At 40.3% G+C, this 23,589-nt stretch carries 24 protein-coding genes; 4 read left to right on the top strand and 20 right to left on the bottom strand.

All coding sequences use genetic code 11. From position 1 onward, the window contains the following. Window positions 1–58: 58 nt before the first annotated feature. The 11 genes from AAG807_RS18570 to AAG807_RS18520 all read right to left on the bottom strand — a co-directional run bounded on the left by AAG807_RS18570 (window position 59) and on the right by AAG807_RS18520 (window position 12,806). Window positions 59–2,134, bottom strand: a complete 2,076-nt coding sequence (locus AAG807_RS18570) for a M43 family zinc metalloprotease (protein ID WP_341907294.1) — start codon at window positions 2,132–2,134, stop codon at window positions 59–61. Between the two features lie 274 nt (window positions 2,135–2,408). After that, window positions 2,409–2,576: a hypothetical protein gene (locus tag AAG807_RS18565; protein WP_013686706.1), complete on the bottom strand. Its 168-nt coding sequence runs from the start codon at window positions 2,574–2,576 to the stop codon at window positions 2,409–2,411. A gap of 88 nt (window positions 2,577–2,664) precedes the next feature. After that, window positions 2,665–4,440 (bottom strand): BatD family protein, encoded by a 1,776-nt coding sequence (locus AAG807_RS18560; RefSeq protein WP_341907289.1) that lies wholly within the window; start codon window positions 4,438–4,440, stop codon window positions 2,665–2,667. Beyond that, window positions 4,391–5,131 carry a tetratricopeptide repeat protein gene (locus AAG807_RS18555; protein ID WP_341907286.1) on the bottom strand — a complete coding sequence of 247 codons (741 nt, stop codon included), beginning with the start codon at window positions 5,129–5,131 and terminating at the stop codon, window positions 4,391–4,393. The genes AAG807_RS18560 and AAG807_RS18555 overlap by 50 nt, the downstream gene beginning before the upstream one ends. After that, a complete protein-coding gene (locus AAG807_RS18550) occupies window positions 5,128–6,255 on the bottom strand; it encodes a VWA domain-containing protein (RefSeq protein WP_341907284.1) in 1,128 nt (375 codons plus the stop codon). The genes AAG807_RS18555 and AAG807_RS18550 overlap by 4 nt, the downstream gene beginning before the upstream one ends. Further along, entirely contained in the window at window positions 6,248–7,273 is a 1,026-nt protein-coding gene (locus tag AAG807_RS18545) for a VWA domain-containing protein (protein ID WP_341907282.1), read from the bottom strand. Before AAG807_RS18545 ends, AAG807_RS18550 begins: the two co-directional genes overlap by 8 nt. Beyond that, a complete protein-coding gene (locus AAG807_RS18540) occupies window positions 7,270–8,184 on the bottom strand; it encodes a hypothetical protein (protein ID WP_341907280.1) in 915 nt (304 codons plus the stop codon). Before AAG807_RS18540 ends, AAG807_RS18545 begins: the two co-directional genes overlap by 4 nt. Further along, window positions 8,181–9,050, bottom strand: a complete 870-nt coding sequence (locus AAG807_RS18535) for a DUF58 domain-containing protein (protein ID WP_341907277.1) — start codon at window positions 9,048–9,050, stop codon at window positions 8,181–8,183. Before AAG807_RS18535 ends, AAG807_RS18540 begins: the two co-directional genes overlap by 4 nt. A gap of 6 nt (window positions 9,051–9,056) precedes the next feature. Then, window positions 9,057–10,073: an AAA family ATPase gene (locus tag AAG807_RS18530; protein WP_341907274.1), complete on the bottom strand. Its 1,017-nt coding sequence runs from the start codon at window positions 10,071–10,073 to the stop codon at window positions 9,057–9,059. 104 nt (window positions 10,074–10,177) lie between these two features. Continuing rightward, the gene (locus tag AAG807_RS18525; protein ID WP_341907271.1) at window positions 10,178–10,678 is read right to left on the bottom strand and encodes an ankyrin repeat domain-containing protein; all 501 of its coding nucleotides are present in this window, start codon (window positions 10,676–10,678) and stop codon (window positions 10,178–10,180) included. 16 nt (window positions 10,679–10,694) lie between these two features. Next, window positions 10,695–12,806: an Ig-like domain-containing protein gene (locus tag AAG807_RS18520; protein ID WP_341907268.1), complete on the bottom strand. Its 2,112-nt coding sequence runs from the start codon at window positions 12,804–12,806 to the stop codon at window positions 10,695–10,697. 128 nt (window positions 12,807–12,934) lie between these two features. On the opposite strand from AAG807_RS18520, the gene AAG807_RS18515 reads away from it, so the two are divergent. Beyond that, on the top strand, window positions 12,935–13,297 hold the full coding sequence (locus AAG807_RS18515) for a hypothetical protein (protein WP_341907265.1): 363 nt from the start codon (window positions 12,935–12,937) through the stop codon (window positions 13,295–13,297). Window positions 13,298–13,570: 273 nt separating this feature from the next. On the opposite strand, the gene AAG807_RS18510 is transcribed toward AAG807_RS18515, so the two are convergent. From AAG807_RS18510 to AAG807_RS18500, 3 genes are all read right to left on the bottom strand, one after another. Beyond that, window positions 13,571–13,948, bottom strand: coding sequence for a hypothetical protein (locus tag AAG807_RS18510; RefSeq protein ID WP_341907261.1), 378 nt, complete (start codon window positions 13,946–13,948; stop codon window positions 13,571–13,573). Between the two features lie 239 nt (window positions 13,949–14,187). Then, window positions 14,188–15,588 carry an arginine decarboxylase gene (locus tag AAG807_RS18505; protein WP_341907260.1) on the bottom strand — a complete coding sequence of 467 codons (1,401 nt, stop codon included), beginning with the start codon at window positions 15,586–15,588 and terminating at the stop codon, window positions 14,188–14,190. Between the two features lie 225 nt (window positions 15,589–15,813). Then, window positions 15,814–16,134: a phosphoribosylpyrophosphate synthetase gene (locus AAG807_RS18500; protein ID WP_341907257.1), complete on the bottom strand. Its 321-nt coding sequence runs from the start codon at window positions 16,132–16,134 to the stop codon at window positions 15,814–15,816. 129 nt (window positions 16,135–16,263) lie between these two features. On the opposite strand from AAG807_RS18500, the gene AAG807_RS18495 reads away from it, so the two are divergent. After that, window positions 16,264–17,139, top strand: a complete 876-nt coding sequence (locus AAG807_RS18495; protein ID WP_341907254.1) for a T9SS type A sorting domain-containing protein — start codon at window positions 16,264–16,266, stop codon at window positions 17,137–17,139. A 99-nt stretch (window positions 17,140–17,238) separates the two neighbouring features. On the opposite strand, the gene AAG807_RS18490 is transcribed toward AAG807_RS18495, so the two are convergent. Together AAG807_RS18490 and prfB are read right to left on the bottom strand one after the other, a co-directional pair. After that, complete coding sequence (locus tag AAG807_RS18490) at window positions 17,239–17,586, bottom strand: ArsC/Spx/MgsR family protein (RefSeq protein ID WP_341907252.1); 348 nt, start codon at window positions 17,584–17,586, stop codon at window positions 17,239–17,241. Between the two features lie 102 nt (window positions 17,587–17,688). Then, complete coding sequence (gene prfB / locus AAG807_RS18485; RefSeq protein ID WP_341907249.1) at window positions 17,689–18,771, bottom strand: peptide chain release factor 2; 1,083 nt, start codon at window positions 18,769–18,771, stop codon at window positions 17,689–17,691. Window positions 18,772–19,032: 261 nt separating this feature from the next. Here prfB and gcvH point away from each other — a divergent pair, with 261 nt between their 5' ends. Both gcvH and AAG807_RS18475 read left to right on the top strand, forming a co-directional pair. Next, window positions 19,033–19,410, top strand: coding sequence for a glycine cleavage system protein GcvH (gene gcvH, locus AAG807_RS18480; RefSeq protein WP_341907245.1), 378 nt, complete (start codon window positions 19,033–19,035; stop codon window positions 19,408–19,410). Between the two features lie 238 nt (window positions 19,411–19,648). After that, window positions 19,649–20,209: a hypothetical protein gene (locus AAG807_RS18475; protein ID WP_341907242.1), complete on the top strand. Its 561-nt coding sequence runs from the start codon at window positions 19,649–19,651 to the stop codon at window positions 20,207–20,209. A gap of 157 nt (window positions 20,210–20,366) precedes the next feature. Here the strand turns inward: AAG807_RS18475 and AAG807_RS18470 are convergent, their stop codons facing one another. The 4 genes from AAG807_RS18470 to AAG807_RS18455 form a co-directional block, all read right to left on the bottom strand. Then, window positions 20,367–20,948: a hypothetical protein gene (locus AAG807_RS18470; protein WP_341907239.1), complete on the bottom strand. Its 582-nt coding sequence runs from the start codon at window positions 20,946–20,948 to the stop codon at window positions 20,367–20,369. Between the two features lie 477 nt (window positions 20,949–21,425). Then, the gene (locus tag AAG807_RS18465) at window positions 21,426–21,848 is read right to left on the bottom strand and encodes a hypothetical protein (protein WP_341907236.1); all 423 of its coding nucleotides are present in this window, start codon (window positions 21,846–21,848) and stop codon (window positions 21,426–21,428) included. Further along, window positions 21,841–22,587, bottom strand: coding sequence for a class I SAM-dependent methyltransferase (locus AAG807_RS18460; protein WP_341907234.1), 747 nt, complete (start codon window positions 22,585–22,587; stop codon window positions 21,841–21,843). Before AAG807_RS18460 ends, AAG807_RS18465 begins: the two co-directional genes overlap by 8 nt. 46 nt (window positions 22,588–22,633) lie before the next feature. Then, window positions 22,634–23,515, bottom strand: a complete 882-nt coding sequence (locus AAG807_RS18455; RefSeq protein ID WP_341907232.1) for an aldehyde dehydrogenase family protein — start codon at window positions 23,513–23,515, stop codon at window positions 22,634–22,636. Between the last annotated feature and the right edge of the window lie 74 nt (window positions 23,516–23,589).

Below are 23,589 nucleotides of genomic sequence, written 5' to 3'. Positions count from 1 at the left end.
ACTGTGTAGAGTAAAAAATCTTAGCAAAAATCAGTTGAAAAACGAAATTCTCCACTCCTTATTTCAAAATCAAAGGTACGGAATTGATTCCAGTTAGACTTTTTACGATTACAAAGTAATATCCCGAATTTAAGTTTATCAAAGGAACCTGATAGGAATCCACCGCATTTACTTTTTGATCTTCAAACATGATCCGTCCCTGAGCATCTACCAATTGGATTTCACCAGGATTTAGATTTACATCCCATTTCAAGGTCGCAAAACCATCCTTTGCTGAAGGATTCGGATAAATCTCCAGCATATTCCCGGAACCGACCTCATGTAGTCCCAACTCATTCAATTTCCCGATCCGAATGTTATCCAAATAGAAATTATTCCCACCCTTCGATTCAAAGCGGAATTTAACTTGGGTATGATCCGTAAAATTACTCGCACCATTGATTATCACCGTATCACTAGCCCATTCATTCAATGATGCCGGAGTGAACGGAGTAGTCATAAACTGACTGACAGACTTGAGTGTACTGGTTCCCGAATACGTCTTCTTAACCAGCCAGTTTTCCCCGCAATCATTGGAAATAAATATGCGGAATAGATCTGTATTGCTTGCTAATTGTTGCGCATAAGCCCAATCAATTGCAACTGCCAAACTGGTGAATCCGGACAGATCCAATGGGTCTGAAAAGAATTCGTAAACCTGATTCGAACCTCCGTCAAAATTAGTGATCTTGATCGACTGATTGCTTTGGAAGCCTGTGTTGGCAATTTCCCAATTGAATGGCTGCCCAACCTCTCTTACATGCCAACGATTGGAAAATCCTGCCAGATTATCTTCAAATCCTTCCACAATTCCTGAGGTTGATCCCAAATTTGGAATTACTGTAATGTAATCGGATAAAACCAATTCAAGCGTGTCTAAACCGTTGCTGACTTTCAGTGTCACATCAAACTTCCCAACTTGATTGTAAACTACTATTGCAGTATCGTTGGAAGATGACCCGTTCACTATTCCAGATTCAAAGTTCCAAATTCTGCTTGTTATACCATGCGACGAAACATCTTTGAATAGAATGGAATCTCCTTGACAAACAATTTGCTTACTTGTTTCGAATTTTGCTTCACACAACTGACTCACCAGATCGTCGGTTCCGGTAGCAGCCAAATTTGCAGGAGTCCATAAGTTATTTCTATTTGCTACGGAAGCATTCAATGCGGCATGCATACGCACTTTTTGTCCTTCGGTAAACATCAATGCACAATAGGCATAATCCATGTAATTCTGGACATTGTCCAGGCTACTACAGGAATTCGCATTTAAATTACAGGAAGACCAACCAATGGTATTTGGTGTGTCTGTTACCTCATCATCAAAAGCACAATTTCCGGCATTTCCTACTGGTAAATAGTAAAAACCCGGAACATTATTCCCTCCCCAAATGTGATAGAGATTCAGATAATGACCGATTTCATGGGAAAGAACCGTTCGTCGAAAATAATCTGAAGTTCCTATTGTCCCTACATAATCGTGGCGAATGACAATTCCATCCCATTCCGGGATTGTATCTGCAACTGCTGGCATTAATGCATGACCTGCTAATCCGGCCGCATCAAAACAAACATAAATATTCAGGTATTTTTCCGGTGGCCAATGGATCAGGCTTTTCACCTGATGATCTCCGGTATAAGTCAACGGAGAGACCGTTCGGGTAATTCCAGAAGTGCAATTTCCATTCGGGTCGATTTGCGCTAAACGAATCTCTATCCCGGCATCCGCTGCGATGGATTGAAAAGCGGAAACAATCTGATTGGTATCCGGATTCTGTTTCCGGTATTGCAGATTTACTTGTTCAATGGCATCGAAAATCTGTGAATCATTGATGTTTTCCGCTCCATTGTTATGAATGATGTGAAAAACGACAGGAATGGTATAAGTCGCACCGGATTTCGTTGAGCTTTCCTGGAATTGCTTGGTAAATGTCTCCAATTTTTTCCGGGATCTCAAAAAAGCTTGCTTGTATTCCGGGTGTTCCTGAAACAATTTACTTTCCATTTCATCACTCCCGCAATGAAGCATTTGTTGTGCAAATGAATTGGATACCGCAAATGCGATAACGAACAAAAGGATTCGGTTCATATTTATTAACTAGTAGTAAGTGAATCAAAGATAGATTGTTCCTTTGAAAGTCTTTTGCCCTTTCATCATTTAATTTCCTTTTGTTCAACATTCCTGAAAACAAAAGACCAACCCTTGTAAAGGATTGGTCTTTCAACGCAAAAGTTAGTATTTAGGAATTCTATTACAATATCCTTTTGCCCAGTTACGAAGCAAACTCGAATTTGGATTTTCAGGGCATAAAAAAACCCCGACGATAAATGTCGGGGTCTTCAATCAAATATGGTTGTGCAAATTACTTTGCCTCTGAATCATCTTCTTTTTCAAACACACGTTTTGGACGCATTTGTTGGCTGATTCCCAAGCTAATCCAAAAAGGAAGAACAAAGCCCATTAAGAATAACAACATCCAAAATGCCATACCTCCAATCAAAAGAAACAATACGATACCAAAAACGCTCATGATGTACTAATTTGTGTTTTGTGGGATAAAAGTAGTAAAAAAATCAAAAGTGAATCCGTTTGAAGCAATTTTTCTGTCAAAAAAGAGCTTAAGAAGGTAATTGACTCAACAAGTTTTCAGCATTTGCCAAGATCTCTTTCGTTTCTAAGCGCTCAGCTCCAAATCCATAACGGTATTGATCGCACATTTCAATGATTTCCCTCAATCCTTTAGCGATTTCCGGATTTGTATCCAATAATCGGTCAAAAGCTTTCTCACGTGATTGGAAATTGCATTTCTCGCACCGTTCAATCCGTTGAATGATTGCTTTCGGTAAAAGAATCGCAAATACGCTCGGATCTTCCACGTGTCTTTCGGCATCAACCCAATAATCAATCACTTCCGCTTTAGCCGGCTCCTTCGTTTCGTTCAAGAAAACCGGTCCTTTAGGCAAATCATTCTCTATCGAAATTTCGTTCTGAACCTCTTCTTTTTTCTTACGTCTTCTTACAGCTAAAAACACGAATAAAATTCCCAGTAAACTTGTTGGGGCAACAATACTCACCCACAATCTGGATTTGGAGGAAGATTCCGTTTTTGTTGCTGTGGTCGATTTCTTTTGGGTTTTCAAATCAACCATATCGGAATGTGTTCCCGGACTAGGACTGGATAAAACGATCGGATTAAAACTTTTATCGGGTGTTACTCTTACATTGAATGAATTCCCTTTAATTGTCAGGTATTTTTCCTTTTCCGGATCAAAATAACTGATCGATGGTGCGCTGAATTCCAAATTATGATCTTCCAATACCTGAATATTGAAACGGTAGGTGATCATTCCTTCTGCACCCATCTCGGTGAATTCAATATCTTCGATTCGCTCGGGATCTCCATAAATCGAACAGCCTTTTGGCAGTTTTAATTTCGGTGTGTTGGAATTATGAATATTCCCAACTCCGGAAACCACTAATTCAAGGGTGAAAACTTCTCCTTCTTTTACTTCCTTGGTCGGATTTTTTTGAGAGAGCCTGTATTCACCAACTGCTCCTATGAAATCTTTCGGGGCATTACCCGGTAAAGGTTTAATATTGATATACAATCCGGAAGAACGCAGACGCATGGTTTTTGAAAACAGGGAGCCGTGACAACGCAATGCCATTTCAAATGGTTTGATATGACACTTCCCTGTTCCCACCGGGATCAACAATTGTTTTCCGTATTCGAAAGCTAAGGCATCTTTTCCATTCACCCGCGTTTCCTCCACTTCTACACGACCATTAGGGAATGCATGTTCTTCCATCGAAAGATCCGCTTTAAAATCGGAATATCCTTCGAGATACTCAATATTGATGTATGAAAACACTTTCGCTTTCAGTAAAATGGGTTCTCCTTCGTATACACTCGTCTTCTTACATTGGATGAAACCAAAAACGGGATCGTTTGAGTTCACATTGTCATCCTCTTCGGTAGCTTGATTGACCTTGATCGTTATCTTATTCGATCTGTAGACCTTATTTCTATAGGTTGTATAAGCATAGAATGAATAGGTTCCTTCTTTCTTGAAGGTTCCCGATTGTTGCATGTAGTAGTAAGTTTTGATTTTACCACTTGGATCCATCTTCTGCTCCATTCCATGCATGACACCAAAATCCACTTCAAACTCCACAGGAAAATTAATTTTCATCGATCCTTCCACGTTCGCGGTAATGGTGAAGTTCAGGTGTTCGTCGATTCCGATTTCCTTCTTATCGGATGTCAGAGCAACCACTGGTTTTTGAGCAACGGATATCTGGCTCACCAATGTGAACAAAACCAACAGCAATTGCCATTGATGATTACCAATCTTTTCGTGCTCTTTTACCACCTGTAGTACCTTTTGAACCATCCAATCTTTTCTTTGTATTCTGTTCCTGCTTACTAAACTCGTCTAGTTTGCGTTCGGTTTCCTTGTCTTGTAATTTTTTCTGTTCGCTCTTTTCTTGTTGAGACTTTTGATCTTGCTGGCTTTGGTTTTGTTTATCCTTTGAATCTTTCTGATCTTTCTGATCTTTCTGATCTTTCTGATCTTTCTGATTATTGTTTTGTTGATTTTGGTTGTCTTTATTTTGATCTTTATTCTCTTTGTCTTGTTTGTTTTGTTGTTCTTTTTTCTGTTGTTCTAATAATCTTTTAGCCTCAACCAATCGTTGTCTTGCTCTTTCATTATCCTGATCCAATCTTAAAACATCCTTGTATGCATCAATCGCTCCCTGGAAATCTTGCTGCTTCATACGGGATTCACCCAAACTTGTTCTAGCACGAATCTCTTTTTCTTTTGTAGGAGCGTTATTCGCCTGACGTTCAAAACTTTCTGAAGCTGTCTCAAAATCATTTGCACGGTACGCAGTCTGACCAATCTCTTGAGACAAATCTACATCATTTGGAGCTAATCTTTCGGCTCTTTTATAATACTTTAACGCTTCTTTGTAGTTTCCTTTTTTGTACAACCTTCTGGCTTCGTTGAGCGTATCTTTCCATTCCTGCCCAAAAGAGTTGAAAGCCAAAGCACACAAAAGAGTAAGAATTGCCGTTTTCATGCCTTATTGGGATTAATAATGATCGGTAAAAAGAAGTAGCAAATCATACAAAGTAGTGCCAGTATTGTAGGGACGTAAAAATAGTTTTTATCTACATTAAATTCCACTTTCATGACCTGCTTATTCTTGGTATTCTTGTAGTTCGTTGCGATATCATAAATATTTGGGAACGGACTATCGGAGGTAACCAGAATGCTACCTGATTCACTTGCCATTTTGGTCAATCCATTCTTATCAATTTTTGACACAACCGCCTGTCCGTTTTCGCGTTTGTACCCATCTGAAATATCATACGGATTATTTGGGATAAGTCCTCCTTTAGTTGATCCAAGTCCCAAATAAGCCAATTCCACATGCTTCTTTTTCAATTCCTCCAATTGTTTTTTCCAAAGTGCTTCGTGGTCTTCGCCATCCGTAATGACCAGAATCGCTTTTCCGGATTCCGTATCTTTGAACTGCTCTTGTGCCACTTCCAATGCCCTGCCGATATTTGTTCCCTGGTCTGAAATCATGGACGTTTCAATATCCGGAACAAACAATTTTGCCGCGCCATAATCCATGGTAAGAGGCAGCTGTGTATACGCATCGTTGGCAAACACCACAACGGCAATCCGTTCGCCTTTCAATTGGTTCAGCAACTCGCCAATTGCCTGTTTCGCTGCTGTCAACCGACTCACTTCCGTACCTCCCATATCTTTGGTGTTCATCGAATTTGAAATATCCAGACAAATTACCAAATCCAGGATGCGTTTGGAACCATTCACTTTTTTGGACCCTGCTACCGGCTGAGCCATGGCAAGAACTACGAAAAAATAAGTGCTGCGCAATAAAAAATAATGCAGGAATGCCTTAATCGGTTCGAATTTCACCCACAACATCCGGGTAGATCCATAACCTGAATATTCCTGGTAGATTCTTGCCTTCCAACTCCATTGAATCCAGGAACCAGTTGCCAGAAGGGGAATGACAGCCCACAATCCAAGCATTTCGGGGTGAAGCAACTTCACTCCAAAGCGGTCCAAAGGAAGCAATGAATACCCGATCAGCACCAATGTCCACCAGATTCCTTCTGAAAGAAGTAACAGCCTCATCAACCGATTATATGTATTCGCTTCCTTAATCATCCAATTTGAATTTCAAGCGTTGAACACCCCAGGCTATTCCTGAAAAAATCATACTCCAAATGAAAAACGGGAATAATGTTAAAGGAGGTTCCACTGCCAGATGCTGGTCTTCCATTTTTCGTTTTTCTAATTTATCAATTTCAGCGTATATCTTTTCCAGGGATTTTTCATCCTGTGCCCGGAAGTATTTCCCATTGGTCAGCTTCGCAATATCTTTCAGGATCACCTCGTCGATTTCTACTGCAACATTCTGATAAACGACTCCAAACGGCGTTGAAACCGGAGTGGGTGCCATTCCATTCGCTCCAACACCAATGGTATAAACCTTGCATTTTTTCTGCTTTGCCAATTCAGCTGCTTCCATCGGATCCGGACCGGTGTTACTGCTTCCATCCGTTAATAAGATAATGACTTTGGAAGGCAAACTATCACTCCTCAGTCTCGTTACCGCCACTCCCAGACCGCTTCCAATAGCTGTTCCCGGTTCCAAAAAACCCGGTTCAATAGCAGAGATCTGTTCCTTCAATAATTTATAATCCAATGTTGCAGGACAAGCAGTGTATGCTTCTCCTTCATAAACAACCAAACCAACCCGATCCCCTTTCCTGGAATCCACGAACTTTTTTGCTACGCGTTTTGCCACTTCCAAACGATTCGGATCAAAATCCTGAGCCAACATGGATCCAGAAGCATCAATAGCCAAAATGATATCGATTCCGTTCTTGTAATCAATCTTTGGAGGATCTATGGAAGTATTATAGGGTTCAGCCAGGGTCAAGACCAAACACCCCATGGAAAGTGCATAACAAGTGTTTATTCCCCATCTGATGTAACGAACCCAGCCAATTGAATAGGCCAATTGTTCTTCTTCGGAACTCGCATATTTCAATTGACCAACCCGGCTTTTTTGTAGGTACTCCCAGAAAAACAACAATACCGGAATGACCAACAGCAGCCAAAGCATGTGTGGATTATAGAAATCATATTCCCAAAAGCAGATATTGAAATAGCGACTCATTCCGGAATTTCTAATGGGCTTAATTCGGTGACTATCTCTTCCAGTCTAAATAAGCTGGATTGAATGTGCAGCGGATCCAATTCCGTCTTGGCAAATTTTACCATATCTGCTTCTCTCAAAAGCACTTCAATTCTTCGGATCATGGTAAAGTCGAGCCCTTTCAGTTTCAATAAGGTGATGGTTTCCCGGGTAGTCCGTTCCATCAGGTTCAGTTCATATCTCGAACTCAAATACATTTTCAATATTGCTGAGAACCCCACGTAATGTGACTTGGTTTTGCCGTGAAGCCAATCCTCCCTTTTTTTCAATTGTTTTATTGCAAGCAAGGTTCGTTCCCTTAGACTCAACTCCTCCGATTTTTGAATCTTTCTTCGTTTGTTCCAAAGAATTCCAATGGTTACTCCGGCTGCTACAATAAGCAAAACCCACCAATATTTTTTAAGTAATCGCAAGGAATCCTCTTCCGGTTCAATGGGAATTTCATCTATTCCCTCCTTCACCTTTTTCTTCACGAATCCGACGTAAAGATTCGGTGCTCGAAATGAAAAGGTGGAATCCTTCCAGGTGAGCCATAATTCCGGTAAACGGTATTTTGCAGAATCCCAGGCAATCAAGGTGTAAACTCCTTTCCAGTATTTAATTCCTTTTTGCGTGTAGGTTGAATCCCGGAATGATTCTATCTCCAACTCTCCACCGGGTTTCCAAAGTGTTTCGCCTTTGTGATTGACGTCGCAAATAAATACGCCTGAAATAGGATTGTAATCAAATTTCTTCGGTTGATTCTTTACCAGGATTGTCAATTGAGCCTTGTCACCAATCCGAACGGAATCTTCCGCCCAATAAACGCGCTTTGTCTGTGCAAACCCTGCTCCAAAACAACAACATGCCAATATGGACAAAATCCCTCTCATTTTCGTCGTTTGAATAATTGGAGCAATGGTAAATATACATGATCTCCCACTTCGAAAAAGGCCGCATCAATTCCCAATTGCTGGAAAAAGGCTTCGGTCTTCTCTTTTCGGAGGATATGATTCTTTTCGTAATCCCTTCTTACCTGAGTGGAAGAACTGTCAATCCAATTGGTTGTATTGGTTTCTGCATTCACCCAACGGACAAATCCCACATTGGGAAGATTCGCTTCTCCGGGATCACGCACACCAAGTGCCACCAAATCGTGTTTTCTCGCCGTATTTGCAAAACCTTCCTTGCTTAGTTCCAGTTGGGAAAAATCACTGATCACAAAGCAAATGCTTCGTTGCTTGAAAATATTCCGGGCATATTTCAGCCCCGTATCCAAACTTGTTCCTCCCGATTTCGGTTGAAGATTAATCAGCTTTCGCAATAGGAAATGAACATGTCCGAATCCTTTTTTGGGCGGCACATAATACTCCACTTCATCGGAAATAAAAAGAGCTCCTACCTTATCATTTTTCTTCGCCGCAGAGAATGCCAGGGTTGCAGCCAATTCAACTGCCAGCGATATTTTTGAATCTTTTCCTTGTCCAAAATACATAGAGCCTGAAACATCTATTATCAGAAGGACGGTCAATTCCCTTTCCTCTTCGAAGATCTTCACGAATGGTTCCCTGAAACGGGCAGTGACATTCCAATCAATAGTTCTTACATCGTCTCCAATCTGATAGGATCTGACTTCACTAAAAGACATACCTCGACCTTTAAACGCAGACTGATATTGTCCGGCGAATACCTGTTCAGTCATACCGCGAGTTTGAAGCTCGATGGTACGAATGCGCTTCAGTAAGGCTTCCTTATCCATGATTGATTAGGGAACTTCTACTCGCTGTAATAAACGTTCGATGATCTGTTCGGGCTTCACTCCGTCAGCTTCCGCTTCGTAGTTTAAACCGACGCGGTGACGAAGTACATCCATAGCAACAGTTCTCACATCATCCGGAATGACGAAACCACGTTGTTCCAGGAAAGCATTTGCTTTTGCAGCCAAAGCCAAATTAATGGATGCTCTTGGTGATGCTCCATAAGACAAGTACTTTGAAATTTCTGAAATTCCCGCAGTGGCAGGATTCCTAGTTGCATCAACTATATCAACGATATAACGCTCCACTTTCTCATCCAGGTAAATGGAACGCGCCAAGTGTTTTCCTTTTATCAGATCGTCCGGATGCATGACGTGCGAAATTTTTTCAAGTCCTTCCGGTCTCACATTGGAACGCAATATCAATTGTTCTTCTTGCTTGGATGGGTAACCCATAAATACTTTTAGCATGAACCGGTCCACCTGTGCTTCCGGCAAAGGATAAGTTCCTTCCTGTTCAATCGGATTTTGAGTTGCCAGTACTAAAAATGGTTTGGGTAATTCATAGGTCGAATCACCTATTGTAACCTGGCGTTCCTGCATCGCTTCCAATAAAGCTGCCTGAACTTTTGCCGGTGCGCGGTTAATCTCATCTGCCAATACGAAATTGGCGAAAATCGGACCTTTCTTGACCGCAAATTGTTCTGATTTTTGCTGATAAATCAAGGTTCCTGTAACATCCGCCGGAAGTAAATCGGGAGTGAACTGAATTCTTGAAAACTGTCCGGAAACGGCACTTGAAAGTGTTCGGATCGCCAGAGTTTTTGCTAATCCCGGAACACCTTCCAATAAAACGTGTCCATCTGCAAGCAATGCAATCAATAGACTTCGAACCATGTTCTCTTGTCCAACAATTACTTTTCCAATTTCACGACGCAATAAATCGTATTTTAATCCTTCTGTTTTAATTTCACCTGCAATTACCTGCAGCTGCTCCGAAGGAGATAAATTAGGTATGTCCATCATAGTTTAAGCCTAAGGTCGCAAATATGTGAAAGAATGTTCTTTGGGGGTTGCAAATGCTGTTAATTTATGTTAAGTCACTTGTTAATCACGGGCTTCACATGCTGTTATCTAGGCAATTGAACCAGTTTTTGAATTTCGGAATTACTCTGAGTCATCGCAAGTGAATAGGCCGTTTGTCCATCCTTGTTTTTCAGTTCCAGATCTGCTCCTGCTTTTCTTAGTGCGTCAACCAACTTTTCATTTTGATTCAAAACCGCATACATCAATGCTGTATTGCCATCAGGTCCCTGAATATTCAATTGTGCTCCTTTGGCGATCAACAATCTCGCTAGGTCTGTATTATTTTGATAGCAAGCTGCTTGTAAAGCACTTCCCTCAGCTGACGGACGATTGACATCTGCTCCATGTTCGATCAAAAATACTGCACATTTGGTTTGACCGCGGTAACAAGCAATCATCAAGGGATCAAAACCCATTGAATTCACTTTCTGAATAGTGTCCTTATTCAGTGAGATCAGTTTCTTTAACTGCTTGATATTTCCTGTCCGTGCAGATTCAAAAACATCTTGAGAATGAGCTGAAAATCCCGCAAATAGTAAACACACCAGAAAAAGTCGGGTCTTAATCCACATAGATCCTAAAGAATGATGATGCATTATTTTGTTGAATTCGAACCGTGTAGATTCCCGTAGGAAGATTGTCCAGAATTGTCTTCTTTGAATTTATGCGTCGGATCAATCTTCCGCTAACATCTACTATTTCGCCTTCAGAATAAGCCGCTTTAATGACCAATTCTTTTCCGTTCCAGGAATAGTTGTCAAAGGATAATTCCTGGAGTCCTGTTTCCAAAACTGCTGTAAACGACCAAGCGGTTGTATCCGAAATTCCTGCAAATGCATTTCCAGCCAAATCTTCCACTGCATTGTTGTCAATTAAAACATGATAGTGCCCAGCCATTTGAAGAGCAAGAGCCAGGTTAAGAGTTACCGTATTTCCACTGATTAATGCATTTCCAAGCGAACTACTGAATTCTTCTGAGGTTCCTGCAAGTTCATTTACCAAAAAGAAACTTCCGGTGCCCAGTGCAATTGGTTCACTAAAGGTAATTGCAGGGTTTACATCTAGCATCACGTTAGCAGTATTATCAGCAGGATTTAAACTCGCAATGGTCGGTGCAGTGAAATCCCCAACGGTGAAATTCCATAAAGTATTCGTCGTGATCCCCGCAAAATCATTTCCGCTCAGATCTTCTATAAATCCGGATGTAATGTTTACGTAGTACGCGGTATTTTCAGCAAGTGGATTGGTAGTGGAAAAATTCACGGTTGCACCGCTTACGGATAGTTGGGCGGATCCTGAGCCAAATGATTCCACCAAAGTTCCTGTGGAAGTATAAACTTCAATCGCTCCCGTTGATGCAATTTGTACGTCTTCCGTAAACGAAATACTGAAATTTCCGGTAGTGGGAACATTCACAGCCTCATCAGTAGGAGAGAACGGTGCAACAGCCAGTGGTGCAGTTATATCATTCGTATTGAAATTCCAGGTTGTATTATTTGTAAATCCTGCATAGTTATTATTGGATAAGTCCTTAACCGCTCCGGATTGGATATTCACATAATAGTTGGTATTCAATACCAGATCTGTTGGATTTATAGTAACGGTTGAACCAGCAAAAGAAATGAGCGGACTAGTTAGCACATCATATGATTCAACTAGTGTTCCTGATCCGGAATACAATTGAATGACTCCCGTTCCAGCCTGAACTGCTTCATTGAATGTAATAGAAAGCGGTGTCGTAAGGGCAACACCAACTGCATTATCTGCAGGAACAAATGGCGCAACAGTCAAGACAGGTGCAGTGACGTCATTGGTATTGAAATTCCAGGTGACATTATCCGCAATTCCAACAAAAAAGTTATTTGCCGCATCCTTAAATGCCGTTGCATCAATTTTAACGTAATAAGGCGTATTCAGAATTAAATTGCTCGGTGGATTATAGAAAAAACTACTTCCGGTAATCGTCACATTCGGGTTTCCACTGGAAACAGTTTGAATGACATTATCATTTCCATCATACAGAGTCAATGATCCGGTTCCCCAAGAGATGTTCTCGGAAAAGTTAATCGTCAGGTTTGTTGTAACACTGGCTCCAATTACATTATCTGCAGGAGTGGTATTTGAAATGGTCGGTGGAGTGACATCCGGAACAATCCAAGTGCGAACAATTCCACTGGCACGGTTACTTGCCCCATGATATTGTAATTGATTGGTTGCGCTGGGTCCTTTCGCCCAAAATAAGTTTTGAGTCGTTGCTGCAAAATTAAATGTCACATCATTCGCATCTCCAGTACTTAAAGCCCTTGATGCCACAATGGTTCTGTTTCCACCAGAAACGTTATTGGAAACAACCGTCCAATCCTGTTGTGCATCAACAGTAGGTTCATTACCTTGCCCAATCATTCGGTGATCTCGTAATTGAAGAGGTGCAGCTCCGGTTCCCAATGTCGACCAGATAATTGCATCATTTCCTGTAGCCATTCCCGTTCCGAATCCGAATGCCAAAAAGCGATCCGAAGGTCCTTGAACAGTAACTGTAATATCTGTCGGCGTCATGACAGCACCAAAATACATCCCGCTACCAACGGTAAGCTCGGCAAATGTGATTTCTTTTGTTTGACCAAAGCTCAGAAAAGGACAGATCAAAAACAGCAAAAAGTAAATTTTCTTCATAAACGGTAGTGTTTTGAACACAAACATATCCCATAATGTATTAGCAATCAATTTTTTTTTAAAATATTAAACACCTTTTGTCTAAATCGACTATTTTTCTACTTCAATAGATGAAATCACTGAATAAGATGCTAGAGAGAAAATGCCTGGAATGCGGACAGAAATTGAGTGGTCGAAAGGATCAGAAATTCTGTTCCGACTACTGCAGAAATACTTATAATAACCGATTGAACGAAGATGCTACTAAATATGTTCGACGTATCAACAATATTTTGAGGAAGAACCGACGGATTTTAGCGACTTTGAATCCGACAGGAAAACGGACGGTCGATGCAATTACTTTAGCTGAAGAAGGGTTCAATTTTCATTACTATACGAACACGTACCAAACCCAAAAGGGAAATACCTATTATTTCTGTTATGAACAAGGATATTCGAAACTGGATGGCGATCAGTATGTATTGGTGTTGAAACAGGATTATGTGAAGTAAATTGAAAATGCAAAAGTTAAAAAGTTTCAATTTATCACAATCAAATTTATCCTCCCCCTTAATCCCCCTCCAAAGGGGGAGTTTGAAAATGCTTTCAATACAATATATGCTTATCTAGTTCAATTAAACAAAAAGAGACAATTGTGCTTTGTTTTGGGGAAATCTGGTTTCCCCCTTTGGAGGGGGACAAAAGGGGGAGGACATTTTTAGTGGAAACAGAAAAGGACAACAAATGTCGTCCTTTTAAATTATTTTGAATTTCAAAAACATGTCTTACAAATTCCACTTCTCCTTGAAGATATCCATCTTCGGATGATCCTTGATTCCTTCACTACCGATGAACAAAACATCTTTACATTTTGTGCGGTCGAAAAACAAAGACAAATGAGATAAGGCAACGTTCATCGTTCCACTTAGATCGATTTTATGGATCGGAGCTTGATGAACTTCAAACAAATCGCGCAATTCAGCAGTTCGTTTATCGAAGTTGTGATTATCGTGGAAAATAACAACAGCATCAATTTTTTCCGTCAATTCATCATTTTCCTGAAATGGCAAAACATGAAAGCCTAATGCTACCAACCAAGAATTCACGGTTTCAGCAAAAGGTGTTTTGTCTTCGGTGTAAATGGTCTGAATATGTGTCGTCATTCTTACCTTGTTTGTTATTTTTCGTTTACGTTTCTTAAAAGAGAGTGCAAAAATACTGTAAACTTTCAGTAAACTCTGTTTAAAAATGAATTAATTCCGCTTTTTGTTCGAATTAGCAATTCAATAGTCAGGAAAGCAATTGATTCTGAAATAATTAACTGCAACCCATATCAAGCATGAAAAATACAACAATTTCAACTAAAAACCTAGAACTAAATAACTAATTCGATTTAGCACTTTTATGGGCGATAGCCTAGAATCCGCATGAAATCATCTGCAGTTTGTTCCTCAGAGAACAGCTCCGACACGATTTTTCCGTGTTCATCTCGTTGAATAAGTACATGTTTCGGCTCCGGAATCAAGCAATGTTTCAGCCCACCGTATCCACCGATAGTTTCCTGATAAGCACCCGTATTAAAGAATCCAATATAGAGTGGTTTATTCTTATCAAACTTTGGAAGATAGATCGCATTTGAATGTTGTTCCGAATTGTAATAGTCATCCGAATCACAGGTCAATCCGCCAAGAAGTACCCGTTCATAATCATCATTCCACCGATTGATTGCCAGCATGATGAATCGTTGGTTAATGGCCCAGGTGTCCGGAAGATTGGTCATGAAAGAACTGTCGATCATGTTCCACTTTTCCCGGTCATTTTGTTGTTTCTGATGCAATACATTGAAGATTGCTCCTCCACTTTCACCTACTGTGAATGATCCGAATTCGGTGTAGATATTTGGCTCCGGGATGTCATTATCCGCACAAACGCGTTTCACCTGCATCAGGATCTCGCGAACCATGTAAGCATAATCAAAATCAAAAGCCAGAGACTTCTTGATTGGGAAACCTCCACCAATATTCAACGAATCCAATGTAGGACAAACCTTTTTCAAATCTGAATAGATACGCAGACACTTTGTCAACTCATTCCAGTAATACGAAGTATCATTGATTCCTGTATTGATGAAAAAGTGAAGCATCTTGATCTGCACACGCGGATTATCCTGAATGAACGCTTTGTAGAACGGAACAATTTCACGGTACCGAATCCCTAAACGGGAGGTGTAGAACTCGAATTTCGGTTCCTCTTCCGAAGCAATCCGAATTCCGATCTTCAATTCATTTTCTCCTGTGGCGGCGATCAAATCGTGAATTTCTGCCGTATTATCCACCACCGGAATGATGTTCAAGCGCTTATCCTCAATCAGGTCTGCGATGTTCTGAATATACTTCGGAGGTTTGAATCCATTGCAAATCACATAACTTCCTTCTTTCAGTTTTCCTGCGTTCAGGACATTCTTTACGATATCGATATCAAATGCGGAAGACGTTTCAATATGCACGTCGTTCTTCAGAACCTCATCCAGAACAAAGGAGAAGTGGGAGCTTTTTGTACAGTAAGAATAATAATAGTTTCCCGAATAACCCAAGTTGTTCATTGCTTCTCGAAACCAGCCTTTGGCTCGTTGGATATTGTGCGATATCTGAGGCAAGTAGTTGAATTTCAATGGCGTGCCATATTCTTCAATTAATCGCATCAAATCAATACCATGGAACATCAAACGATCTTCTCTCAAGTGAAACTCATCTTGTGGGAAATCAAATGTCTGATCGATAAGGTCAATGTATTTTGTTCTCATTCGCTACACGTTGCACTCCTCCTACGGAAATCTTTCTTAAAAGTTCTACAAAACCAACTAAATTATTCCTGAAATAATTCGGTGCAAATTTAGAGTAAAGATTGGGATGTGACTGGTAAAAAATTAAAAATTGCATTCCTTTTCAGAGAAGTCTTATGGAGAAGTACTTCCAGGCTCTCTTTTTAGGCAGTTATATCCGTCCGAACGAGTTTGACATGCGAATCACTAATCGCGATGTTTGGTGAGGTACTCCACCAATTTCGAGGCTCTATAACTCGAATAAATTCCGAAAGCGTTGACAACGATTCCTTTGATGTTTTTCTCACTGGAAGAGATCGCATAAACAATCATTTCATCTCCCGGATCAGTCATTCCTTCAAAACGGTACACCTCATCGATTGTGAAATCCTCCGGGGACAATTGTGTTGCAGTAGAGTTACAGAAAAGATAATCCTTATCCGCCTCCATCGATAAATCCGATGTATATCCGCGTTTTTTCAAATCATTCACTGCTTCAGTAACCGTTTCGAAATTCCGTTGTTCCATAATTGCACCATTTTGATTCTCTTAAAGATAACGAAAAAGATTCCTGCTAAACTCTTTTTAAATCCGTTTTCAATTCCTAAGCAACTGAGACGAATATTAGACGTCTTCTCCATATACAAAACACTAAACATGAAAAAATTACTACTCAGCATTGCCCTTACTTTGGGAGGCTTCTCCTTTTCGCATGCACAATGCAGCGTACAGGTAAACGACAGTTTATTAAGCACTTATGATTACGTCTTGAATGCAGTCAATGCAACCGGATCAGCTCCATTTGTCTATTCCTGGACCGTAACTGACGGGAATGGAATTCCTGTCCCATATACTACCAGCCCAGGTGGTGACAGTGTTACAATAGATGCTGCAACTCTTCAAAATAATTATGGATGTGTGATTTATCAATTGTGTGTATCGGATATGCTTGGCTGTACATCCTGCTCTTCCGACACAGCAATGGTCCAAGTCCCTTTTCCTTGTTATTCGGCATTTAATTCATCCATTGTAGGACCAAACCAGGTTTCTATTACCTTGAATTCATCTATGCCACCATTTATGATTATGAATCAAATGATTATGTGGACAGATGGAACCGGTCAAGGTCAATCATCGCCCTACATGGGACCGGGAACGCTTGTTACTTATACGCCGGGAGCTTCCAATTCTTCTAACAAATTCTTCTGCTGCATCCTGACGAACACACCCAATGGCGGTTGTATTTCTTGTGATTCGATTCAGTATACCAATTCCGCATTAGGCATCCATGAATTGGAAAAAATGAAACTTCACATCGCTCCAAATCCGGCTTCATCAATCACAAAAATAGAAAGTGCTTCTGCTATTGAAACGCTGAAATTGGTTAATTCCCTTGGTCAATCGGTTTCGGTGAATTATTCGATTGAAAACAATGCTGCCTGGATCAATCTATCCGAATTACCGAAAGGAGTTTACATCGTTCAAGTAGCTACTCAAGCAGGAACGTTTAAAGAAATTGTAATCAAAGAATAGAAATACGGAGTTATTTTTCACCGCTAAGGACGCTAAGATCGCAGAGGCAAGATACTGTTCTTCTTTGCGCTCTTTGCTTCTTCGCGGTTATTTTTATTTTTAAGCAAGTAAATCTTTGATTAAAGACGGAGGTCTGCCTACTATCGCTTGATTTCCCCTCACCACAATTGGTCGTTCGATGAGGATCGGGTATTTCATCATGGATTGGATCCACTGTTTTCGGGTACGTTTCTTCCCCAAATACTTTTCAAGAAAAATGGGTTCCTTCTGACGAATGATGTCAAGAGGTTTCGCTTTCAACAAGTTCAACAGATTGTCCAATTCCTCATAAGTAGGAGGAACCATCAGATAATCCCTGATTTCGATATCAGCACCCATCTCTTCCAGAACGCAAAGGCCTTCCCTACTTTTTGAGCAACGGGTATTGTGGTATATGATTGTTTTCATTTTTTTAAAGACATCAGATTTTAGACAATAGACTTAAGACTCGATTTTTATCAGACAAACGATTCAAGTCTTCTGTCTTTAATCTTTTGTCTTAAGTCTTTGTTAACTACCGTACATCATCAGATAAGACTTCAGGAAAGGCAATAAATCCCCATCCAATACTTTATCCGGGTCATTTACCGTATAATCTGTCCGGTGATCTTTCACTCGTCTGTCGTCCAGTACATAACTTCTGATTTGCGATCCCCACTCAATCTTTTTCTTTCCTGCTTCAATCTGCTCTCTTGATTCAGCGCGTTTACGCAATTCAATTTCATATAACTGGGAACGCAATAACTGCATCGCTTTTTCCTTGTTAGCCAATTGTGAACGGGATTCGGAGTTCTCAATGATAATTCCTGAAGGAGCATGTCGTAAACGAACCGCGGTTTCCACCTTATTTACGTTTTGTCCACCTGCACCACCTGAACGGAAGGTTTCAAATGAGATATCCGCCGGATTGACATAGATTTCAATCGTATCATCCACAGAAGGATAAACATAAACTGAAGCGAAGGAAGTCATGCGTTTTCCTTGAGAATTATACGGGCTCACACGAACCAAACGATGGATCCCATTTTCACCTTTCAAATATCCGAAAGCAAATTCACCTTCGATCTCAAGCGTTACGGTTTTAATTCCAGCCACATCACCTTCCTGAAAGTTGAGCTCTTTTACTTTGTACTTGCTTTTTTCAGCCCACATCAGATACATGCGCATCAATATTCCAGCCCAGTCACATGCTTCCGTACCACCGGCACCTGCAGTAATCTGGATCACAGCACTCAGGGCATCTTCCTCTCCGGAAAGCATGTTTTTCAATTCCACTTCTTCTATCGTCGCAAGCAAAGACTGGTATGCATCGTCGCATTCCGACTCTTCAGCGGCACCTTCCTTCACAAACTCGATTAATACTTCCAGATCATCGGCTTGAGATTTTAAACGCGTATACGATTCGATCCAAAATTTCAGTCCACGAATTTCTTTCATTTGTGTTTCTGCCTTTTTCGGATCGTCCCAAAACCCCGGGTCCTGCGTCTTCAATTCACTTTCACGCAATTGCATTTCCTTTTCCGGAATTTTCAAATAGTTTGCAATCGCAGTAATGCGTTGATTAATTTCTTTGAGTTGGTCACTGTTTACCATGATGCAAAGTTAATTCAAAATTCAAAATGGAAAATTCAAAAAATGAGAAGTGAAAAATTGAAAAGTTTTCTCGTAACTCAACGATATAAACGCAGAGAAACAAAGCATGCAAAGATCTGAATAATAAACTCCTTCGCGGTCTTTCACTCTTTGCGGTTAAATATTTCAAAAAGCTTATTTAAAAAGAGGTCAACTAGTGAGGCTTCCTAGCGGAAAAAAATTACATTTGCACCGAGAAAACGACTTTAAAAGAATAACAAGATGAATATTCCAGCAAATTTAAAATACACAAAAGACCACGAGTGGGTAAGTGTTGAAGGTGATGTTGCAACAATCGGTATTACTGATTTCGCTCAAGGTGAATTAGGTGATATTGTTTATGTTGAGATTGAAACAGTAGGCGAAACAATGGATCAGGAAGAAGTTTTCGGTTCGGTTGAAGCGGTTAAAACAGTTTCTGACTTGTTCATGCCCGTTTCTGGAGAAATCATTGAGTTTAACTCAGGTTTGGAATCAAATCCTGAAGCTGTGAACAAAGATCCTTATGGAGCTGGTTGGATGATCAAAGTGAAATTGACGAATCCAAGCGAAATGGATGGTTTATTGGATGCTGCGGGATACCAAGCATTAGTAGGATAATAAAGATATCAGGAAAATATTAAGAACTCTGATTCGTTATGCGGGTCGGAGTTTTTTTTTAATTATCAAAAACTAATTATGAATTATCAAGAGCGAAATCCTTCTTGATAATTCATAATTGATAACTCTTTCTAGTGTTTACATACAGAGTTAAATAAGCCTTATTTTCCAGGGCACGGTTTTTGATTTTCACGGTTTCAACTAATTTAATATGTACCTTTCACAAAAATAGTATCTGATGAAAATAGCGTTATACATCACGGGGTTCTTGATTTTTCTAAATTCCTGTACCATTATCACTTCCACAAATGCTCCCGGAAAAGCGGAAAAAGTTTTTCCAAAATCGATGGTGGGAAACTATGAATTGATTTATCCTGAAAGTTTCCAGGGAATGATGGAAGGAACAGAGATGAAAACCACAGTTGTTATCAAATCAGATGAGCTGATCATGAACAGTGGCGAAGGAGATTCTCACATGAAAATCAACGATTCGATCTCTGTTAACAAATTGGGGAAGGATTACTATTTATGTATGGGGAAAGCACCTGTATTGAATGTCTTCAAGGTGATCAAAAAAGGGAAGGATCTGGAACTTCATTCCATGAATGCAAAAGAAGGAGTGACTGCTGACCAGTTGAAACCGTTCTTTTCGCAAGTAACCACCAATACAGATACGGATGAAGAAACCGGTGAAACCACAGAATCTTATGTTGTAACGATTGACGATAGTAAAATTGACGGTTATTACAAAAGCGATATCGTTCATGTGGAGCCGTTTACTTTGAAACGGAAGAAATAGAAAAAGTTCAAAAGGTTTAAAGGGTTCAATAAGTTTCAGCTACACTCAAGCAACTTTTGAAACAGGATGAGTTTGAGTGTGAGAACGAGAAAAAAAGAAATAAAAAAGGGGCTGTCCCTATCTTACAGCCCCGATTTATGTGTTTAATCTGCTACTATTAAACAACTTCATCAATTTCTTCGTCGAGGTAAATGAAGAATGCATATACATCATCCTTTAATGCCTCTGCTTGTTTTGATTTCAACTCTTTCTTAAGTGTTAAAGTCTCTACCAAAGCCGCATCTGTTTTCAAATCAGCAGTGTTTTCTTGACGGACATCTTTACGTAATTCCTTTTTAGCTAAACGCAATTCTTTTTTGGCTGCTTTTCGCTCTAAATTCGCTTGATGTACCGCTGTTGCCTGATCGGCTTGTAAATCACATTTGTCAATACGCAAGTATTTTTTATCCCTTTTCAGATCGGCTTGCGCTTTTCGGAGTTCTTTTTTACTCATGTGTGATTCAATCACCAAACCTGCTTCTTTATTTTTTTTGAATTCCGCTTTGTGAAAAGCAATGCGTTCCCGATCCTTTTCAATGCGTGACATGGAAGCTTTCATGTCTTTGTATTCTTTACGGTTTTGGTATCTGTTACCTTCAATTGAACCTTCTGTATTCCCAGCAAAAGAAGGCGTTGCTGCCAATAATCCTGTTACCATCGTCCCGATTGCAAACAAGTTTTTTAATTTCATCTTTTCCATGATTTCCAATTTTTTTGGTTCGCTTAACCAAAGGCAATGGATGTGCCATGAATGCCAAAATAAGCTCAAACTCTTCTATAGCAAGTAATTGAGCCTATTTATTCAAAATGAAAAAAAATGTGAAAATTTTTCAAAATGAAAAAACGCGGGTCGAAATGAAGAATCCTTACTTTTTTCCAAGGCAAAAAAAGTAAGCAAAAATGCCTTCGTCCCAATTCCAGCGTTCAAGCAACCTTCCATTCTAGACCGATTCACGAAAAGACGGGATCAGGATCCCAAATGTCAAGCACTTTCCGGAATCGGTTGCTAGAATCGAAGGTCTTTTCTATTCAACATATCAATTGTAAGAACGGGTTAGGTTTTTCGCAGGGAGGTAAAAATCTTACTGTCGTGGAATTGGGATTCTCTCCGCTGCTGAAAATTGCTGAAACAGATGACATCTCCTATTCCGAAAGGAAATCATCCTATTTTAGCTGTTTAGAATCTACCTCTATTAAAGAATCTCCTGTTCGGATCAAAAATTTGTGCGCCTTTGGTGATATTCCCCAACAGGATGAGAAACGCTCCTGCCAAACCGATGTAAACCGGTTCCAAAAAATTACTGGTCTCAAAAGATTTTCCAAAGTGAACACCGTTAAAAATCCAATGAACAACCAGGATTATAGCGTTGGGTAAATAGCATACCCGTTTCATTCTTTGAATCCGGAGGTTGGTATTCGTCCGGGTAAGGTCAATACTGCTTTGAGCAATTATTCCGGATTTTTCGAGTCGATCCATCTTCACCAACTTTTGATTCAGCCGACTGTATCTGCCATAGTAAATCATGAAATAGATCACCTGCAAAAAAGCAAAGACCAAGAGGATCAAAAATGGAATATCGTCCGGATTAAGCTCACTCATTCGACAAAATTGGTTGATTTTTTCCGATTCGCATGAAGACAGGGAACGAAATCTCTACTGCTTCAAAAGCCGGCATTTCCGGAAGAATCAGATCAATCGGATTGATTGGATGCTTGTCTTTATAATGCTTCACAGCCGACCACGTGTTCAAATAACCCAAGAGTTGTTCCCGATTCCAAGTGTTTTTAATTTGAAATTCAGGATGCGCTATTCCCTCGAACGGAAAAGGAATCGTTTGGTAGTTTTCATCGATGAAATGACGTTCGGGATCCCAATAACCAGTTAGAATTCCGGAATACAATCTGGTAATCACGGATTGAATTTCTTCTTTCCCAACCTGAATATTTCCGTAACCCAAAACGACCAACAAGCCGTCCGGTTTCAACACACGTTTTACTTCTTGATAGAATCTTTCAAAGTCGAACCAGTGGATGGCCTGCCCCACAGTGATGCAATCAAAATAATGATCCGGGAAATTAGTTTCTTCTGCAATTTGCTGCGAATACCGGATTTTGGAATGAGAAACCGCATTTTTCAATTGATTTTCACTCAAATCGGTCGCTTCTATTTCATCAAACAGATCGACCAAGTTTTCGGCAACCTGTCCGGTTCCTGTTGCACAATCCCAAACGCGTTCTCTTCCCGTCAGAATGGTTTTCAAAAACGCAAAGACCTCTTTCGGATAAGTCGGGCGAAATTGTGCGTAGTTGCTCGAGTTATGTGAGAAGTTATCTTTCAACTCTTTTGAATTTTACTCCCAATAGCTATCTGAATTGAATTTTGAACTAATAACTACTCGTCGCCCCTCCCACATTCTCAATCGGATGCCAAGTCGTTTTCAATTCTTGTAAATCTGTGATGTAATAAGGATTTTCATCCGTTGCTTTGGTGAAATCGTTCTCATAAACAAAGATGCGTTTCACATTGCTGTCCGCACCGGTTTCAATTGCTAAAGCGTTTTCTTTATTTCCCCCGGCGTAAACCACTGCATTCACATCCATGTGGCTATGGAATTGTTCCACCAACTCTTTTTCAGTTCCGGTCAGGATATTAACCACTCCGCCAGTCAGATCGGAAGTAGCTAACACTTCAGCGAAGGTAATTGCGCATAACGGCAAATTCTCCGATGCCAAAACAATGCATGCATTTCCTCCTGCAATCACCGGTAAAATCGTTGAAACCAAGCCGATCAATCCGTTTGTTTGCGGAGCGATGATTCCCACAACTCCCATGGGCTCCAAAGCTGAAAAATTGAAATGACTGCTTGCTACCGGATTCACCGAACTGAAAACCTGCTGGTATTTATCACACCAACCGGCATAATAAACGCAACGGTCAATTGCTAACTCGACTTCTTGTTTCGCTTTTGCCTCTGTGCTTCCTTGCTTTACCAATTCTTCCACAAACTGTCCTTTTCGACCTTCCAGCATTTCGGCAATGCGATACAAAATCTGTCCGCGATTAAAAGCCGTTTTCTCGGACCAGGATCCAAAGGCTTTTCGTGCAGCAACCACTGCGTTCCTGAAATCTTTCCGTGACGATAAACACATATTCGCCAAAGGCTGACCTTTCTTATCCAAGGGTGCGTAATATCTTCCGGATTCCGTTCTCGGGAATTGTCCGCCAATGAAGATCTTGTATGTTTTTAGTATTTCCAATCGTGACATAATTTGTAAAATCTCGTTTTTCCTCCCTCTTTTATCTCCCTCCAAAGGGAGAGATTCAATCCGCTTCCCCCTTT

Origin of the sequence: Fluviicola taffensis DSM 16823 (assembly GCF_943372375.1) — a bacterium.
Lineage (GTDB): Bacteria > Bacteroidota > Bacteroidia > Flavobacteriales_D > Crocinitomicaceae > Fluviicola > Fluviicola taffensis_A.
Note: the sequence above shows the minus strand (reverse complement) of the source record. Positions and strands in the feature narration are given on the sequence as shown.

Coding starts and splice junctions, on each gene's coding strand:
- AAG807_RS18545 (WP_341907282.1), bottom strand. CDS start 7,273: ATGAGTCGCTATTTCAATATCTGCTTTTGGGAATATGATTTCTATAAT.
- AAG807_RS18535 (WP_341907277.1), bottom strand. CDS start 9,050: ATGGATAAGGAAGCCTTACTGAAGCGCATTCGTACCATCGAGCTTCAA.
- AAG807_RS18515 (WP_341907265.1), top strand. CDS start 12,935: ATGCTAGAGAGAAAATGCCTGGAATGCGGACAGAAATTGAGTGGTCGA.
- AAG807_RS18565 (WP_013686706.1), bottom strand. CDS start 2,576: ATGAGCGTTTTTGGTATCGTATTGTTTCTTTTGATTGGAGGTATGGCA.
- AAG807_RS18465 (WP_341907236.1), bottom strand. CDS start 21,848: ATGAGTGAGCTTAATCCGGACGATATTCCATTTTTGATCCTCTTGGTC.
- AAG807_RS18490 (WP_341907252.1), bottom strand. CDS start 17,586: ATGAAAACAATCATATACCACAATACCCGTTGCTCAAAAAGTAGGGAA.
- AAG807_RS18520 (WP_341907268.1), bottom strand. CDS start 12,806: ATGAAGAAAATTTACTTTTTGCTGTTTTTGATCTGTCCTTTTCTGAGC.
- AAG807_RS18495 (WP_341907254.1), top strand. CDS start 16,264: ATGAAAAAATTACTACTCAGCATTGCCCTTACTTTGGGAGGCTTCTCC.
- AAG807_RS18530 (WP_341907274.1), bottom strand. CDS start 10,073: ATGATGGACATACCTAATTTATCTCCTTCGGAGCAGCTGCAGGTAATT.
- prfB (WP_341907249.1), bottom strand. CDS start 18,771: ATGGTAAACAGTGACCAACTCAAAGAAATTAATCAACGCATTACTGCG.
- AAG807_RS18570 (WP_341907294.1), bottom strand. CDS start 2,134: ATGAACCGAATCCTTTTGTTCGTTATCGCATTTGCGGTATCCAATTCA.
- AAG807_RS18505 (WP_341907260.1), bottom strand. CDS start 15,588: ATGAGAACAAAATACATTGACCTTATCGATCAGACATTTGATTTCCCA.
- AAG807_RS18475 (WP_341907242.1), top strand. CDS start 19,649: ATGAAAATAGCGTTATACATCACGGGGTTCTTGATTTTTCTAAATTCC.
- gcvH (WP_341907245.1), top strand. CDS start 19,033: ATGAATATTCCAGCAAATTTAAAATACACAAAAGACCACGAGTGGGTA.
- AAG807_RS18560 (WP_341907289.1), bottom strand. CDS start 4,440: ATGGTTCAAAAGGTACTACAGGTGGTAAAAGAGCACGAAAAGATTGGT.
- AAG807_RS18500 (WP_341907257.1), bottom strand. CDS start 16,134: ATGGAACAACGGAATTTCGAAACGGTTACTGAAGCAGTGAATGATTTG.
- AAG807_RS18455 (WP_341907232.1), bottom strand. CDS start 23,515: ATGTCACGATTGGAAATACTAAAAACATACAAGATCTTCATTGGCGGA.
- AAG807_RS18550 (WP_341907284.1), bottom strand. CDS start 6,255: ATGATTAAGGAAGCGAATACATATAATCGGTTGATGAGGCTGTTACTT.
- AAG807_RS18470 (WP_341907239.1), bottom strand. CDS start 20,948: ATGGAAAAGATGAAATTAAAAAACTTGTTTGCAATCGGGACGATGGTA.
- AAG807_RS18540 (WP_341907280.1), bottom strand. CDS start 8,184: ATGAGAGGGATTTTGTCCATATTGGCATGTTGTTGTTTTGGAGCAGGG.
- AAG807_RS18510 (WP_341907261.1), bottom strand. CDS start 13,948: ATGACGACACATATTCAGACCATTTACACCGAAGACAAAACACCTTTT.
- AAG807_RS18555 (WP_341907286.1), bottom strand. CDS start 5,131: ATGAAAACGGCAATTCTTACTCTTTTGTGTGCTTTGGCTTTCAACTCT.